Below are 14,515 nucleotides of genomic sequence, written 5' to 3'. Positions count from 1 at the left end.
GAACCTCCAGAAATACCTATTAGCGCTGTCGAAACCTTCATTCTGGCCCGCGATAGTCAGGGGCGTAATTCCGGCCGTGGAGCACACTGATGCAATACGTCGGCTTGCTCCGAAGACATTGATCGATGTGGGTGCCAATAAGGGGCAGTTTTCTCTTCTCGCTCAACATCTGTTTCCAGCGATAGATATATTCGCATTTGAGCCGTTAGAAAGTGAACGGCTCAAGTACCTTTCCGTTATTCGAGGCAAAGCTAATTTATATCCTATTGCGCTGGGAGCTTCCTCCGGAAGAGACAATTTTTTTGTAGCTTCTCGAGCGGACTCGTCATCTCTGCTTAGGCCCGGAGCCGGGCAGAGCAGCGCCTATGGCGTCTCGTACAAGACTAAAATCCAAGTGCAGATAGCTCGACTGCCAGATGTTATTTCTCTCCAAAACATGCAGAGGCCAATACTAACAAAGCTGGATGTACAAGGCGGTGAACTTAACGTGTTAAAAGGAGCACAAGACGTCCTTTCTTTTATTGACGCTATTTACTGTGAAGCTTCATTCGTCGAGCTTTACGAAGGACAACCTCTCGCGAGCGAAATAATCTGCTACTTAGCGAACCACTCTTTTGTTTTGACGGGTGTATTCAACCAGTCAATCACGCGGAGGTACGGGCCCACACAAGCGGACTTTCTTTTTCAGCGGTCCAACAGCAATCTGCAGGCTTGAGTGATCAACATGACCGTGGATAGCATTCCGAAAGTCGTATTTATTGGTCAGCTCCCACCTCCGGTGTACGGAATGGCGATAACGACACAACTTTTAGGAGAGGCTTTACAGGCGACTTGTCACTTGGAAATCGTGCGGGTGAGCGGGATAAATACCAATATCCGGCTTCTGTTTCATCTATCCCGTGTTGTTCGCGTTCTTAGATCCATTTCCGTATTGATTCGGACTGCAGCGACCTCCAAGGAAAGCAGAATTGCCGTCATTGGATGCGATGGTGGCCTCGGGCTTGGTTATCTTCTGACGCAAGTTGTTTTTGCGCGTCTGCTCGGTTATACCATTTACATACACCATCATAGTTACAATTATATTGACACTGAGCGAAGATTGATGAGCGCTGTCCTCGCCGCAGGAGGAAACAACCTAGTTCATGTTTTCCTCGCAGCGGAGATGGCGCAGGCTTTTGTGAATCGCTATTCCAAACCCGCCAAGGTTTTAGTATTTTCAAACGCAGCACATTGGCCAAGCTGCGAGCCACGCGATCGTAGGACAAAAGAAAGGCCCTTCACGCTTGGGTTATTGAGTAACCTTGATGCTTCCAAAGGTCTTTTCAAGTTCGTTGAGCTGTTTCAAGCCCTGAGATCGGCAAACCTCGAAATCCGAGCAGTGCTGGCTGGTCCCATCAAAGATCGTGTCGAGCGCGCTTTGGTGCTCGCTGCAATCGACAAAGCAGACGGTTACCTCGAGTGGCGCGGCCCGGTATACGGCTCTGCTAAAGAGAATTTCTTTTCAGATATTGATCTCTTCGTTTTTCCAACCTGCTACGAAAACGAGGCCGAACCCAACGTTTTGCATGAAGCCATGGCCCGGGGGATTCCGGTTGTGGCTTATCGTCGCGGTGCAATTGGAAGCCAAGTCCAGGACGGTGGACTCGTCGTACCTCGGGAGCAGGATTTCGTCAGCTCCGCGCTTGAGTATATATTTAGTATACATTCTAATCCTAACCTGTACCGTCTTCTTAGCCAAAGGGCGCATGCTATCTTTGAAGAAAACAGGACAACTTCGAGTCGCATTCTGCATTCCCTATTGCAATTGGAGCCTCTGCTCGTAGTCCCAGAGCGAGCGAGAATATAGAGGAACAAGACCGTGCTGCCACTTTTCCTTCTGGCGATTGAATTGGCTTTGCTTTTGCGAAGCTCCCGAAATAAGGCGCTTCTCCCTTTTCCACAAGGAGTCATGCTTTATTTCATCGTTGGCCAATTAACATATGAAGGGGTTCGTGCAGGTCTCCTTGAATCCCAATTTCTTTACACTTGGTCCTCTATGTCTTTTGCCCAAAGCGGTGATTATGTCCAGCTGCTGTTTTTTAGTATGTTTATGTTAGTTTTTTTACTAAGTCTGGGAATTCGCATCGATAGGGGCTCGCTTACCTCAGCACGAGTGGACGTACCAGTTGTTTTGGTCTTATTTAGTATTGTGATCGTATATTCTTACCAAATTCTGCACGCTTCCTTGTTTAAGGATGGAACGCTTTGGTTCACAAGCGAATATTTACTACAGAAATCGCCCGAGGCACTCTGGCAAACTTGGTACTCCGGAATTCTAGCGAGTGCGTTTGGTCCAATGGGTATGCTGACTATCATCTCGGCGGGAGTATTTTATAGGGCCGGTCACCGGAAAGCTTGCTTGTTTCTCTTTCCCGCCATCATATGGTTCTTCCTCTTCGAATTGAGTGCACACTCACGTATTTGTGCAATGTTTTTATTCATCGCAGCTTTCGCGACTCGCATCGCATCGCCGCAGGGAACCAGGCTTCTATCTCTTGGTTTTGTAGCATTGGGCTATCTGACGATTTTGTCGGTCCTTGGGGGGCGAGCAAGCTACCGCCACGGGATTTCCAGCCTCGGCGAATACTTCGACAACGCGCTTGTGGGCTACAATGATGTGGGGCTTTTTGGGCCAGTCATAAATTTGGCCGAAGGAGTATTTAGTACAGCAGAGCTGTTCTCTAGAGAAGCGGTTTTTGCCGCCTCTTACAAAATTTTATCCTTTTCCCCTCTGCCCTCGTTTATGGACGGCTTCAATGATTTGAGGGATTCCGCCATGGTTCGCTTGCACGAATACGTCCCTATGGGGGCGGTGCAAGAGACATACTACTTCGGAACCATTTTTGTGGTTCTATACTTCGCGACAGCGAGCCTAGCCGCACGCCTGAACTTAATCCAGCTTAGCAGACACATGTCTTTGGCGGGCATGTTCAACAATATTTTGGTAGCTGGAGCTTGGTATATGGGTCTAGCCTACCCTTGCCGCACTGTGTTTAGGTTCTTCATGGTGAGCATTTTTGCAACGATCTTTATAGAAATATATCGTTCCATGAAATCTCGCAGCGTCGAACTTGTCGGGGGTGAGGTCTCAGTAACGGATTTGGAGGTAAATCACCCTGTAAGAAGCGATCTGAGGTCGTTACTGCCAAAAGAGTACATGTGACGGCGGAGAGAGGCATGAAAAAGGAAACTGCGCGTAAGATTTATCCAGAGATAGGGGCGGGGGGGTTTTCGGGCCGTGACGGAACCGTTGCATTTTATACGAGAGTCGATGCCTTACTGAAACAGTCCGACACTGCGCTTGATTTGGGTGCTGGGCGCGGGGCCTTTTTTTATGATGATGACGTACCGTTTCGGAGAAGGCTCCGACTTCTTAAGGAAAGATGTCAAAAGGTGATCGGTTTAGATATATCTAATGAAGTACTCGAAAACCCGAGCCTTGATGAAGCTCATGTAATTGGGCCCGACCTCCTGTTTCCTATCGGCGACAACTCGGTCGATCTCATTATCTCCGATTGGACGTTTGAGCATGTCAGCAACCCGAGTGCATTTGTAAGTGAAGTGAGCCGTGTGTTGAAGCCGGGAGGATGGATATGCGCGCGGACGCCAAACCTGTATGGTTACATTTCGGTAGCTAATCGAATTGTGCCACAGAGGCTACACAAGAGTGTTTTGAGGGTGGCGCAGCCTGATAGAAAGGACAAAGATGTCTTTCCGACTGTTTACAGATTGAATACTAAGCGGGATCTACGGAGGGTGTTTGCTGAAGAGAACTGGCATCTGATTGCTTTCCACTGGGAGAGCGAGCCAGCATACATGGGAAACAGTTTTTATCTGAATAAGGCTGCCGACCTTATGCTTAAATGGTTGCCCGAGAGCTTGTGGTCTACCATTTTCGTATTTGCTCAGAAATTGCCTTAGCTACACGCATGAGATATATCGGACTCCTACAAAAAAAATCCGCCTATTCCACCGTCTTGCTGTCGGGGATGGTGGCTAAAGTTGCTGGGTTCCTCAACCAGATCTTTTCAACCTATCTGCTAGCCGAAGCGCTTGGTGAGCAGGGGCTGAAGCTCCAAATGTTTGCACTCTCCTTCGTCGGTTGGTTTTACTTGTCTTTATTCGGAATGAGCACGTCGCTTCCGGCTTTGCTTGTGAAGGAGCAGGAAAAACCTGACTCCCGGGAGAGGTATATTCAAAGTGCCTTTTTGGCCGCATCTGTTTGTGCGTTGGCAACGTTGACGATTGCGCTTTTGTCAAAAGCGTTGATTACGTCTCCAACCGTTGCGCAAGCACCCATCGTCGCTGCGGCAACGTGTAATGCTTTACTCTTATTTTTCTCCCTGTCCGAACAGATTTTCCTGGTAGACCACAAGGCTTCTCAGTTCAATCTCCTGAACGCATTCGGTACAGCCGTTAGTCTTTTTGCAACGTTTATACTAACGTTGACAAAAGGTGGATCTTCTGCGTTTGTCGTAGCCTATTATGTAGGGATGTTGCTTCCAACCGCGGCAGCTGGATGCTTTGTCCTCTTTAATCTTTCTCTCGTAAAAGTGCCGAAACTTTCGGAACTCCATATTTTTTTCAGTCGACTACTCTCTGTTGGCGGATACGGCCATGGATATGGGCTGGCATTGTATTGTAAGACGCAGGCGCCCCTGATGATTTTGGACTTTCTCGGGAGGTCCGAGGAAATTGCTTCAGTTGGGATGGGACTGCGCTTCTCTACTCTGATGTATAGTTCCGCATCTATCTTTTTTCCCGTCTTCTTTTCGGGAGTTGCTGATGCACTGCGGCGAGCGGACTTTAGCTTATACGGTAGAATTATTTTCGCGGCCTTAACACTATGGGTGGGCCTGTTAGTTGGGATCTGGGCGCTTTTTGCCTCCTATGGCTCATTAATATTTGAGCTTTGGACAAGAGGTAGTGTCTCCATTGACTACGCGGGGTGTCTCGCGATCGCGCTGTTTTCTTCTTCCTTGCTTGGACAATATTTACTTTTTGCGGTAACGACTCCGGATTTGATTGTCACAGAGCGTTTGCGGTGGCTGTTCTGGATAGAGGCTTTTCTAGTACCACTTTTTGGAGCCATAGGCGCGCATTTCTACGGTGGGGTAGGGCTGTTTGTTGCGATGAGCAATCTCGTGCTTGTTTCGACAATTGTCACGATTTTGACTATGTTAAGTTGCCGTAAGCTAGGAGGCTGAAATTCGTGGAGAGCCAGATGATCCGTGCGGTAGTGCAAGTGCCATTGTTCTTTTTACCATGGCCTTTAAGAAGACGCTTATTATGCATGCTTTTTAATTATCGTTTGGCTGAAAGTTCGAAAATTGGAATTTCTATTGTCTGTGCTACGAGCGTTCAGATGGAAAGGGGCTCGAGGATTGGTCATTTCACCATCGTGAAGGGCCTTCGCCGGGTGTTGATGGAAGAGTGCGCGTCTATAGGAAATCTAAATTGGATTACAGGATTACTTGATCGCACGTCGTTTTTTAAAGACAACGAAGAGCGTAGTTCGACTTTGATTGTTAAGAAGCATGCTGCAATCACGAATCGACACTTTATTGATTGCAGCGACTTGGTCTCGATTGGGGAATTCTCAGTTTTGGGTGGCTGGGGCAGTCAGATCTTGACACACGGAATCGACATTCGCGCGTCTGCGCAGCGAGCTTCGCCGGTTTTCATAGGTGCCTATTGTTTCGTTGGCACGCGGGCTGTTTTGCTGAAAGGCTCTAAGCTTCCGGATTTCTGTGTGTTGGCGGCAGGTTCCACTCTCCACAAACCGGAGACGGAGAGGTTTTGGCTTTACAGCGGAGTTCCTGCAAAGGCTGTCCGTCAACTGGACCCGGAGTGTGCGTATTTTCACCGTAGAGAGGGGTTCGTAGCTTAAAGGCGATGCTCGTAAAGTTGGTCCGAACGTGGAAAGAAGCTCTCAGAATAGGGAAATAGTATGGTTCGCGTATCTCGACGCTTTTTAACTCGCTGGCTAAGCGCATGTATCGGTATCTTACCCGAATCCCTGTTAGCCACCGAGGTCGAAATGCCGAAATCAGGGGATCAGGAGGGGGCCCCCTTGCAAGAGATATTCGTCGCCGCTAGTGGATATGATGATACGCGGACCATAAATCAAGCTCTGGCTGTTGCGGGACAAGCACACCTCCGATTTGGGCCCGGGATATTTTACTATAACGGCGGGGAACGAGCTAATTTTTCGGGGTCTAAATTTGCAATAAGTGGTTCGGGATCAGGATCTTCGGTAATCCAGCTGGGCGAAAATAATTACTTTCTATATACAGAGCGCCCAGTCGGCTCTTGTCTCTTCGAAGGTCTTACAATTCGTGGAGGGCGCGGAGCCTTTTTCTCAGATTTTCGGGGAGTGAACGTCACCGGTAAAAAAGTGTTCCAGAACAACCGTTTCGAGGATTATCGGGAATGCGCGATTCAGAATAACGGCCATGATGAACCGTACTGGCTGATAGACGCAAATGTATTTAGTGCAGCGAATTCAACGCACACGATCGGAGTTGCTTTATCCAGATTTTGCGACAACTCACTGATCACCCGCAATTCCTTCCTCAAAAACCGGGTGCATCTGAAGTTGAGGAGTGCGGGGGTTTCCTGCATGGTTCATGACAATGACTTTCTATTTTTCGACCGAGGCGATCCTCTATACCCTAGGAGTTCAATTTGGTTAGTTTTACATGAAAGTAGGGTAAATGCTGGGGTGGGTTTTGTGGCGTCCCATAACAAATTTGGGAATGAGGGCCAATCTCCGGAAGATTGCAGAATTTTATTCGCTTCGGAGGTTTCGTCTTCTGGTGCGTGTAACGGAGCGTTGAGTCCGGATTTAGCGAATAGCGTACTGGGCTATGCCGACGGTCACATCTTTCTGAGTAATAAGGTTTCAGGGGGGCCGGCGGTGCCATTCCTATACTCAACAACCCCTAATTTGCGAAGCATTAAAATCTGCCTAAACAGTTTTGATGGAACGCCGCCGTCTGAAATAATCAAATTTAAAGAAGCGCCTCGCCCGGATCCATTTAATCAGACCAACTTAGTTGCCCTTAACACTTTTGGCGCTCACGGTGTTAATTCGCCCGCACCTCTAGTTTCTGAAGCTCAGGGCATTGCGACAGTACTGGATCCTAACGGCATCTTCGAAACCGATCCAAGATTTTGTCACGGTTGGCTGGGTGGAGGGGATGCCACTGGTTCATCTATCGTTCTGGATAGCGCTGCAGATGGCTTTGCTATTGCAAATGGTGTGGATTCAACCTCTCAACATTCGAGTGTTCCAGATGCGCTTGGTCAGAATGATGCCTCTTGCGTGCAGCCGGGATCGGGATGGCGAGTGATTCTGTCTAAGGATGCCCCAGAGATTCGATTAGGGGATCCCGCTTGGATCGAATTCGACCTCACGCGCTATGGGGTTATCTGCGCTGATGTCATTGACGCAGCGTTGTTCTCCGACGGAGACGTTTGCTGGCAGCGGGTCTTGAGGGTTCCGGCAAACGGGTGGCGTCGGTTTCGCTTCTTATTCGTTTTTGGAAGTCCGGTGAATCAAATTCGCCTATCGTTTGCAAACCGCGATGGCGGTGGCCAGGGGGGGTTTGCGGTGGGGCGGGTCAAGATTTATCATTCTCGGGAACCGATGAACTTCTCCGACCAACGCGCTGAAGACATCAGTTTTTCTAATTTGCCGACTTCGCCAGAGAGGCTTCCACCCGGTAGGATTTGGGTTGATGAAACCAACGGCAACATCTTGCGTCGCAAATGACCAAGCGCGCGCTTGTGACTGGCGTTACCGGGCAGGATGGCGCCTATCTTTCGCAATTTCTGCTCGAAAAGGGCTATGAAGTGCATGGCGTGGTCCGCCGCTCGTCGCATCGCGGCGTCGAGGACCACCGTCTGCGCTGGCTCGGCATCAGCGGCAAGCTGCATCTGCACGACGCCGACTTGATCGACCTGTCGAGTCTCCTGCGCACCATCGAGGACGTCCGTCCCGACGAGATCTACAATCTCGCCGCGCAGTCCTATGTCGCCTCCTCCTGGCGCCAGCCGATCCTGACCGCCAATGTCACCGCCGTGGGCGTGACCAACATGCTTGAGGCCATGCGGCTCGGCGCGCCGGGCGCGCGCTTCTATCAGGCCTCCTCTTCGGAGATGTATGGGCTCATTCAGGAGCCGATGCAGAACGAGAAGACGCCCTTCTATCCGCGCTCGCCCTACGCCGTCGCCAAGGTTTACGGCCACTGGATCACGGTGAACTATCGCGAGAGCTTCGGCCTGCACGCCTCCTCCGGCATTCTCTTCAATCATGAGAGCCCGCTGCGCGGCGTCGAATTCGTCACCCGCAAGGTCACGCGCGGCGTGGCGCAGATCAAGCTCGGCCAGGCGAGCGAGCTGCGGCTCGGCAACATCGACGCCAAGCGCGACTGGGGCCACGCCAAGGACTATGTCCGCGCCATGTGGATGATGCTGCAGCAGGAGAAGCCCAACGACTATGTGGTGGCGACGGGCGTGACGACGACGGTGCGCGACATGTGCCGCATCGCCTTCGATCACGCCGGCCTCGACATGGAGAAGCATCTCGTCATCGATCCCGCCTTCTTCCGCCCGGCGGAAGTCGACGTGCTGCTCGGCGACTCGAGCAAGGCGCGCAAGGTTCTGGGCTGGGCCCCGGAAATCACCCTCGATCAGATGATCCGCGAGATGGTGGACGCCGACCTTCAACGCAGAACTCCCGCCTGCCCCGATTTTGCGATTAGCATCAAATAAGCGCAGTATCTGATATATAGCCGTAGTGGTGCTTTGGGTCGGCTGCTTCTTGAAGGTCGATGCCAGCTATTCCAAGTTGTGTAGTGTTTTTTCCGTTTGGAAGCCTGAGCGTTTGCTTTAAAGTCGTCCTGGTGTGTGCAGAGCGAAAAGGGGATAGTATAGATGCAGGAGATACTGAGACAAATCGCTCGCAGCTCTATCAAGCGGTTTCCCCCACTATACCGTCAGGTGAACCGGCTACGTGGATGGAGAATCCACGACCCCGATACGAGCATCCGTTACATGCACGTGGGTGGTAACAAGGGCGTACATAATTACGGGGCTTGGGTTGTGCCTGTTGGGTTGTTACACGCAGAATCGGTAGTTTATTCATTCGGGGTAGGTGAAGACATTTCCTTTGATAAGGAAATAATCGAAAAGTTTGGGTGTAAAGTTTATGCGTTTGATCCCACGCCGAGTGCTGCCATGTTCGTCGCCAGGTATGGGCCTGATCCGCGTTTTGTATTCGAGGAAATCGGGCTAGGGTCTCTGGATGGATTCGCCTGCTTTTCTGCGCCTAAGAAAGGAGATCCATCGTACTCGAAAGTAATAACGTCGAACGCAGAAGAAAATGTCCATAAGTTCCCGGTAAGAAGGTTGTCTACAATTATGAAGAATAACAACCACTTGGAGATTGACCTTCTTAAGATGGATATCGAAGGGTTCGAATACGAAGTAATTGATGACTTGATATCTAGCAAGTTATTTCCAAGCTATATACTTCTTGAGTTTCATCACTTCCAACGAAGGGACGCGAATGCAACGCGCGCGTCTGTGTCGAAACTGAGAGATTGCGGATACGGAATATTCTGGGTTAGCGATTTGGGGGCAGAGTACGGCCTTTGCAGGCTCTGATTAAAGATAATTTGTCCAAGACTCGGCCTGCGCGAGACGATGCATTGGGATCCCTTCGACAGCCCGATCCATGTCTTTCGCGCGAAGAGGGCGGACCGCAGTAACCATCCGCCCAGACCCGCGCGTTAAGCTGGGCGCGATTTTTTGGCGGCTGGCTTTCGAGACCAACGTTTGGCGAGAGCGGCAACGCCCGCTTTAAGCGGTTCTGGGTCGAAGTCTTTAGATGCCGTAATGGCCCGGCCCTGAGCTGGGCGGAGGGGTGGTTGTCCCCCGTATGATGGTGAAACGGGGTCCTGGTTTGGCGCCAGGCCCCAAGCATCGCAGGACGGAGGACAACCATGGATCATTATGCTGGAATCGACGTCTCTTTGGAATTCTCGAGCGTCTGTATTGTGGATGCGAAAGGGAAAATTATGAAGGAGGCGAAGGTCGCGAGCGACCCGGATGCGCTCGTGGCGTTTTTCAGGAATCTTGGCTTTCCGGTAGCGCGGATTGGGCTTGAAGCCGGACCTCTGTCGCAGTGGCTGCATGCCGGATTGAGCGCGGCCGGTCTTGAAACCGTTCTTCTGGAGACCCGGCACGTGAAAGCTGCGCTCTCGGCGATGACCGTGAAGACCGACCGTAAGGACGCGCGCGGCATCGCCCAACTGATCCGGATGGGCTGGTTTCGGCCGGTTCACTGCAAATCGAGCGGTTCACAGGAGGTGCGAGCTCTGCTCGTTGCTCGCAAGCAACTGCTTGGAAAATTGCTCGATGTGGAGTTCAGCATTCGTGGCATTCTTCGCGGGTTTGGGCTGAAAATGGGCGCGGTGACGCGTAACGGCTTCGACGCGCGGGTGCGCGAGTTGTGTGTGGGCCAGGCGATGTTGGAGCGGATCGCGGGAGCGATGCTCGCGGCGCGCGCCACCCTACGGACAGAATATTCGAATCTGCATAAAGCCATGCTGGCGATCGTCCGCGCCGACGCTGTTTGCCGCCGGCTGATGACCGCGCCGGGCGTGGGCGCGCTGGTGGCGATTACGTTCAAAACGGCGATCGACGATCCGACGCGGATCAAGAAATCCAAGGCTGTCGGCGCATTGTTCGGACTGACGCCGAGGAAATACCAATCGGGAGAAACCGACATCACGGGCGGCGTGAGCCTGGTCGGCGACGAGATGGCGCGCACCGCGCTCTACGAAGCGGCCAACGCGCTATTGTCTCGAGTTACACGTTTCTCGGCGCTGAAGCGCTGGGGAATAGACGTCGCCAAACGGCGGGGCGTGAAACGGGCCAAAGTCGCCGTGGCGCGCAAGATCGGGGTGATCTTGCATCGGATGTGGGTCGACGAATCGAGTTTCCGCTGGACGAAAGAAGGAAGGGCGCCGCAACTCGTCCATGCGTAAACTGGAGCGAAGCGCGATTTTGAAGCTGACCTGACAAGGTCCGCTTCGTCAGAGGTCCCGTCGCCGGGACGACGGAATCGGTGAAGCCGGAGATCGGGCCGTAGCCATCTTGCGATGGACTACGCGTAGTTAGAAAGGCTCGCCGTTTCCTCTTATGGCATAATGTGGCGGCTTCGCGCCGACCACGGACGGAAGCAAGAGACCGGCGACGAAGACAAGGAAACCAGTCCACCAGCGCCGCGTTCGATGCGGTGCCGAGAGATGGGCGCTCACGCCTTGCGCCATAGATTGGGGAAGTTGATACGCGGGACTTGACTTCACGCGGGCCATTACGGAAGCCTGATCTATTCACGACGATAGGCGTTTGCGTGGGTTTTTGTGAGAGGCTGATTTCGGGCGCGCGACGGCATTCGTCTTTTTCGGTAAGCGTACACCCGGCACCGTTCACTCGGTGGGCTTGAAATTCCAGGGCATGAGCGCCTCGATGTTCTTGTTGGGCCATCGATCGGCGATTCGTTCGAGGGTCTGCTGGGCCCAGGCGTAGGGATCGACGCCGTTCATTTTGCAAGTCTGAAGCATGGTGGCGATGGAAGCCCACGTCCGTCCGCCGCCAGTGGACCCGGCGAAGAGTGAGTTTTTACGCGTTATGGCCGTCACCCGTTCATTCTGCCCATGTCGGGCAGCAGTTGGAAGTCCATTACCGGTGGCACCCGTATTTTGGCAGCAAGGTTGCTGTCCGCCGTGTCGAGCAGCGAGCAACTGGGCAATTTCTTCAGGTGCTGGGTCCAGCCGGCGTTGTGATCTCGATGGCGGGGTGGATGCTTGATCCCGTCATCTGCGCCGGAATGACTTTTGGCGGCCCGCGCGTCGATCTCGCCGCACTCGTCGAGCTGAAGCGACTGTTGATTGGTGCGATCAATCCCGCACGGTGCCGGAGCGATGTTGCGATCGTTCCGGAGGAAGGCAATGCAATCTCCCAAAGCGTCGGCGGTGGAGCCGGCTCGGCAGCTGACCCTGATATTCGACAACAACAAGCTGGAAAGGCTGGGCTCCGCGGAGCGGGACAAGATCATTTCGGCGTTGGCTCAGATCCTCATGCAGGCTGCCGGCCTCAGCGTAGAGGAGCTTGACGATGACAAGCGCTGAAATGATTCCCGCGGTCATCCTCAGTAAGCGTTCAGCCGGCGCCATTCTGGTGGCGAGCGGCGTGGAAGTGGTAGCGGTTGGACATGGATAGCAACATCTATGTCTACGCCTATGCGCAGAACTGACACGAACCAGTTCATCGAGGTCCGCGCGGAACGTCTCGAAGGAGCGCCGGTCGGAGAACGCCGACGGTGGTCGGAGGACTTCAAGGACCGAGCGATCGCCGCGTCGCTGGAGCCCGGCACGAATGTCTCGGCGCTGGCGCGTTCGCTGGATATCGCGCCGTCGCAACTTTTCGGGTGGCGTCGCGCTGCCGCTCTGCGGGCGGAAAAAATCGATCGCCAGGCGCCGGCGGAGCCGCGTGCGGCAAAGACGCGGCGCGTGGAGATAGAAATCGGCGGCGCGGTCGTGCGGGTGAACGCGGACATTTCGGAAGCCGACCTTCGCCGCCTGCTGCGCGCGGTGCGTGAGGCATGATCCCGCCGGGCGCACGGGTGCTGTTGCGGGCGGCGGCCGTGGATTTCCGTAAAGGTCCAGAAGGATTGGTTTCGGCGATGTCCCGAACGATGTTGAAATAGGAGGAGCGGCGTTGCTGACCTTGAGCTTGTAGGCTCGGGGTGCTGATTCCACAGAAGGAAAGCAACGCCATGAACCAAGCTATCACATCGACGGCGATTCCCGCGAGCGCCTGGAAGGCGCAGGCGCTGGCCAACATGACGGCGAGTTTCGAGAGCTTCTGCCTTGTCTCGGGCATGGAGGCGCTGGCCGAGATGATGGAGAGCGACGCGACGGCGGCCTGCGGCCCTCGGCATGGGCGCGGCAAAGGGCGACGGGCGCATCGCTGGGGTAAGACGAGGGGCCAGATCGGTTTCCATGGCGGCAAGGTGGAGATCGACCGTCCGCGTCTGCGCGGATTTGACGGCAAGGAGTTGGCGCTACCCAGTTGGGAGGCGGCGCAAGCCGAGGATTGGCTTGGCAAATGGGCGATGAACCAGATGCTGATCAATGTCTCGACGCGCAGGTTCAAGCGTTCGGTCCGGCTGCCCGAGGGCGACGTTCCGGCGCGTAACGGGTCCGGCCTGTCGAAATCGGCGGCGTCGCGGCGGTTCGTGGCGCTGTCGGCGGCGCGGCTGCGGGAATGGATGGCGCGGGACCTCTCCGCCCTGGATTTGTTGGTGATCCAGATCGACGGCGTGCGCATGGTCGAGGACATGACCCTCGTGGCGGCGCTCGGCGTTGACGCAAGCGGCGACAAACATCCGCTCGGGCTGGTGGAGGGCGCGACGGAAAACGCAGCGACCGTGCAGGCCTTGATCGACAATCTCGTCGAGCGCGGGCTCGATCCCGCTGTTCCTCGCCTGTTCATCATCGACGGCTCCAAAGCGCTCGCCAAGGCGATCCGGGCGACCTTCGGGCGCGAGGCGGCCATTCAGCGCTGCCAGATCCACAAGGCGCGCAACATCCTGGACCGGCTGCCGAAATCCATGCATGCGTCCGTTCGCCGGGTGCTGCGTCAGGCATGGGAGATGAATGACGCCTCGAAGGCCGAGAAGCTATTGCGCAACCTCGCCCGGCGCCTTGAAAAGGACTGGCAAGGCGTTTCCGCCTCGATCCTCGAGGGGCTCGACGAGATGCTGACCGTCACGAGGCTGGGTCTGCCGCCTGAGCTGCGGCGATCGCTCGCGTGCACGAACATGATCGAAAACGTGATGGGGACGTTGCGGCGCGTCTGCCGGAACGTGAAATACTGGCGATCCCCGTCGATGGCTCTCCGTTGGGCGGGCGCAGCCATGCAAGAAGCCGCCAAGGGCTTTCGGCGGCTCAAGGCTCACAAGCAGCTCCCGATCCTGAGGGCGGCGCTCTCCGCCCGAAAGCTGAACGTCACTTCAGCCAGCTCAACTCTTGCTGATGCCGCGAGGGCAGCATAGTCTTTCAACCAGCGACGCCCGCTGCTCGCTTTTCAACAGCAAGCGGGACATCCCCTTGGTTTCACTGGTTCGGGATGCCGGGGCCGATCCGTTCGATGGCTCCCTCTATGTTTTCCGAGCGAAAAGAGCCGACCGGATCAAGATCGTGTGGTGGGACGGTTCGGGCCTTTGTCTTTTCGCCAAGCGCCTCGAGCACTCGCATTTCTGCTGGCCGACAGCGGGGAGCCACGAGGTTCGTCTGAGCTACGCGCAAGTCATGGCGCTGGTCGAAGGACTCGATTGGCGACGGGTTCGGGCTGTGGACGTACGAGCGCCGCAGAGCGCAGGCTGACCTTAGAAAAGACG

The 14,515-nt window shown here is 54.2% G+C and carries 14 protein-coding genes and 1 pseudogene; 13 read left to right on the top strand and 2 right to left on the bottom strand.

Translation table 11 applies throughout. The features are described 5' to 3' along the window. Positions 1 to 76: 76 nt before the first annotated feature. From ACETII_RS02530 to ACETII_RS02485, 10 genes are all read left to right on the top strand, one after another. Entirely contained in the window at positions 77 to 715 is a 639-nt protein-coding gene (locus tag ACETII_RS02530) for an FkbM family methyltransferase (protein ID WP_472786980.1), read from the top strand. Between the two features lie 9 nt (positions 716 to 724). After that, entirely contained in the window at positions 725 to 1,846 is a 1,122-nt protein-coding gene (locus ACETII_RS02525) for a glycosyltransferase family 4 protein (RefSeq protein ID WP_472788209.1), read from the top strand. Positions 1,847 to 1,858: 12 nt separating this feature from the next. Next, entirely contained in the window at positions 1,859 to 3,202 is a 1,344-nt protein-coding gene (locus ACETII_RS02520) for a hypothetical protein (RefSeq protein ID WP_472786979.1), read from the top strand. Positions 3,203 to 3,216: 14 nt separating this feature from the next. After that, positions 3,217 to 3,960, top strand: coding sequence for a class I SAM-dependent methyltransferase (locus tag ACETII_RS02515; protein WP_472786978.1), 744 nt, complete (start codon positions 3,217 to 3,219; stop codon positions 3,958 to 3,960). Positions 3,961 to 3,968: 8 nt separating this feature from the next. Next, positions 3,969 to 5,246: a hypothetical protein gene (locus ACETII_RS02510; protein ID WP_472786977.1), complete on the top strand. Its 1,278-nt coding sequence runs from the start codon at positions 3,969 to 3,971 to the stop codon at positions 5,244 to 5,246. A gap of 17 nt (positions 5,247 to 5,263) precedes the next feature. Then, the gene (locus ACETII_RS02505; protein WP_472786976.1) at positions 5,264 to 5,929 is read left to right on the top strand and encodes an acyltransferase; all 666 of its coding nucleotides are present in this window, start codon (positions 5,264 to 5,266) and stop codon (positions 5,927 to 5,929) included. A 486-nt stretch (positions 5,930 to 6,415) separates the two neighbouring features. Beyond that, positions 6,416 to 7,816 (top strand): hypothetical protein, encoded by a 1,401-nt coding sequence (locus tag ACETII_RS02500; protein ID WP_472786975.1) that lies wholly within the window; start codon positions 6,416 to 6,418, stop codon positions 7,814 to 7,816. After that, positions 7,813 to 8,817 (top strand): GDP-mannose 4,6-dehydratase, encoded by a 1,005-nt coding sequence (gene gmd, locus ACETII_RS02495; protein WP_472786974.1) that lies wholly within the window; start codon positions 7,813 to 7,815, stop codon positions 8,815 to 8,817. Before ACETII_RS02500 ends, gmd begins: the two co-directional genes overlap by 4 nt. A 162-nt stretch (positions 8,818 to 8,979) precedes the next feature. Then, entirely contained in the window at positions 8,980 to 9,711 is a 732-nt protein-coding gene (locus tag ACETII_RS02490) for an FkbM family methyltransferase (RefSeq protein WP_472786973.1), read from the top strand. A 338-nt stretch (positions 9,712 to 10,049) separates the two neighbouring features. After that, complete coding sequence (locus tag ACETII_RS02485; RefSeq protein WP_472786972.1) at positions 10,050 to 11,096, top strand: IS110 family RNA-guided transposase; 1,047 nt, start codon at positions 10,050 to 10,052, stop codon at positions 11,094 to 11,096. Between the two features lie 444 nt (positions 11,097 to 11,540). Here ACETII_RS02485 and ACETII_RS02480 read toward each other — a convergent pair. Continuing rightward, positions 11,541 to 11,756: pseudogene (locus ACETII_RS02480) on the bottom strand (transposase domain-containing protein); the annotation flags it as partial. Beyond that, complete coding sequence (locus ACETII_RS02475) at positions 11,750 to 12,169, bottom strand: hypothetical protein (RefSeq protein ID WP_472788219.1); 420 nt, start codon at positions 12,167 to 12,169, stop codon at positions 11,750 to 11,752. The gene ACETII_RS02475 and the pseudogene ACETII_RS02480, both read right to left, overlap by 7 nt. Before the next feature lie 172 nt (positions 12,170 to 12,341). On the opposite strand from ACETII_RS02475, the gene ACETII_RS02470 reads away from it, so the two are divergent. The 3 genes from ACETII_RS02470 to tnpB all read left to right on the top strand — a co-directional run bounded on the left by ACETII_RS02470 (position 12,342) and on the right by tnpB (position 14,501). Continuing rightward, positions 12,342 to 12,719, top strand: coding sequence for a transposase (locus ACETII_RS02470; RefSeq protein ID WP_472786967.1), 378 nt, complete (start codon positions 12,342 to 12,344; stop codon positions 12,717 to 12,719). A 170-nt stretch (positions 12,720 to 12,889) separates the two neighbouring features. Further along, positions 12,890 to 14,170, top strand: coding sequence for an IS256 family transposase (locus ACETII_RS02465; protein WP_472785725.1), 1,281 nt, complete (start codon positions 12,890 to 12,892; stop codon positions 14,168 to 14,170). Next, complete coding sequence (gene tnpB, locus ACETII_RS02460; protein ID WP_472788208.1) at positions 14,151 to 14,501, top strand: IS66 family insertion sequence element accessory protein TnpB; 351 nt, start codon at positions 14,151 to 14,153, stop codon at positions 14,499 to 14,501. The genes ACETII_RS02465 and tnpB overlap by 20 nt, the downstream gene beginning before the upstream one ends. The last annotated feature ends 14 nt before the right edge of the window (positions 14,502 to 14,515 follow it).

It is taken from the genome of Methylocystis sp. NC52PC (assembly GCF_055698645.1).
Note: the sequence above shows the minus strand (reverse complement) of the source record. Positions and strands in the feature narration are given on the sequence as shown.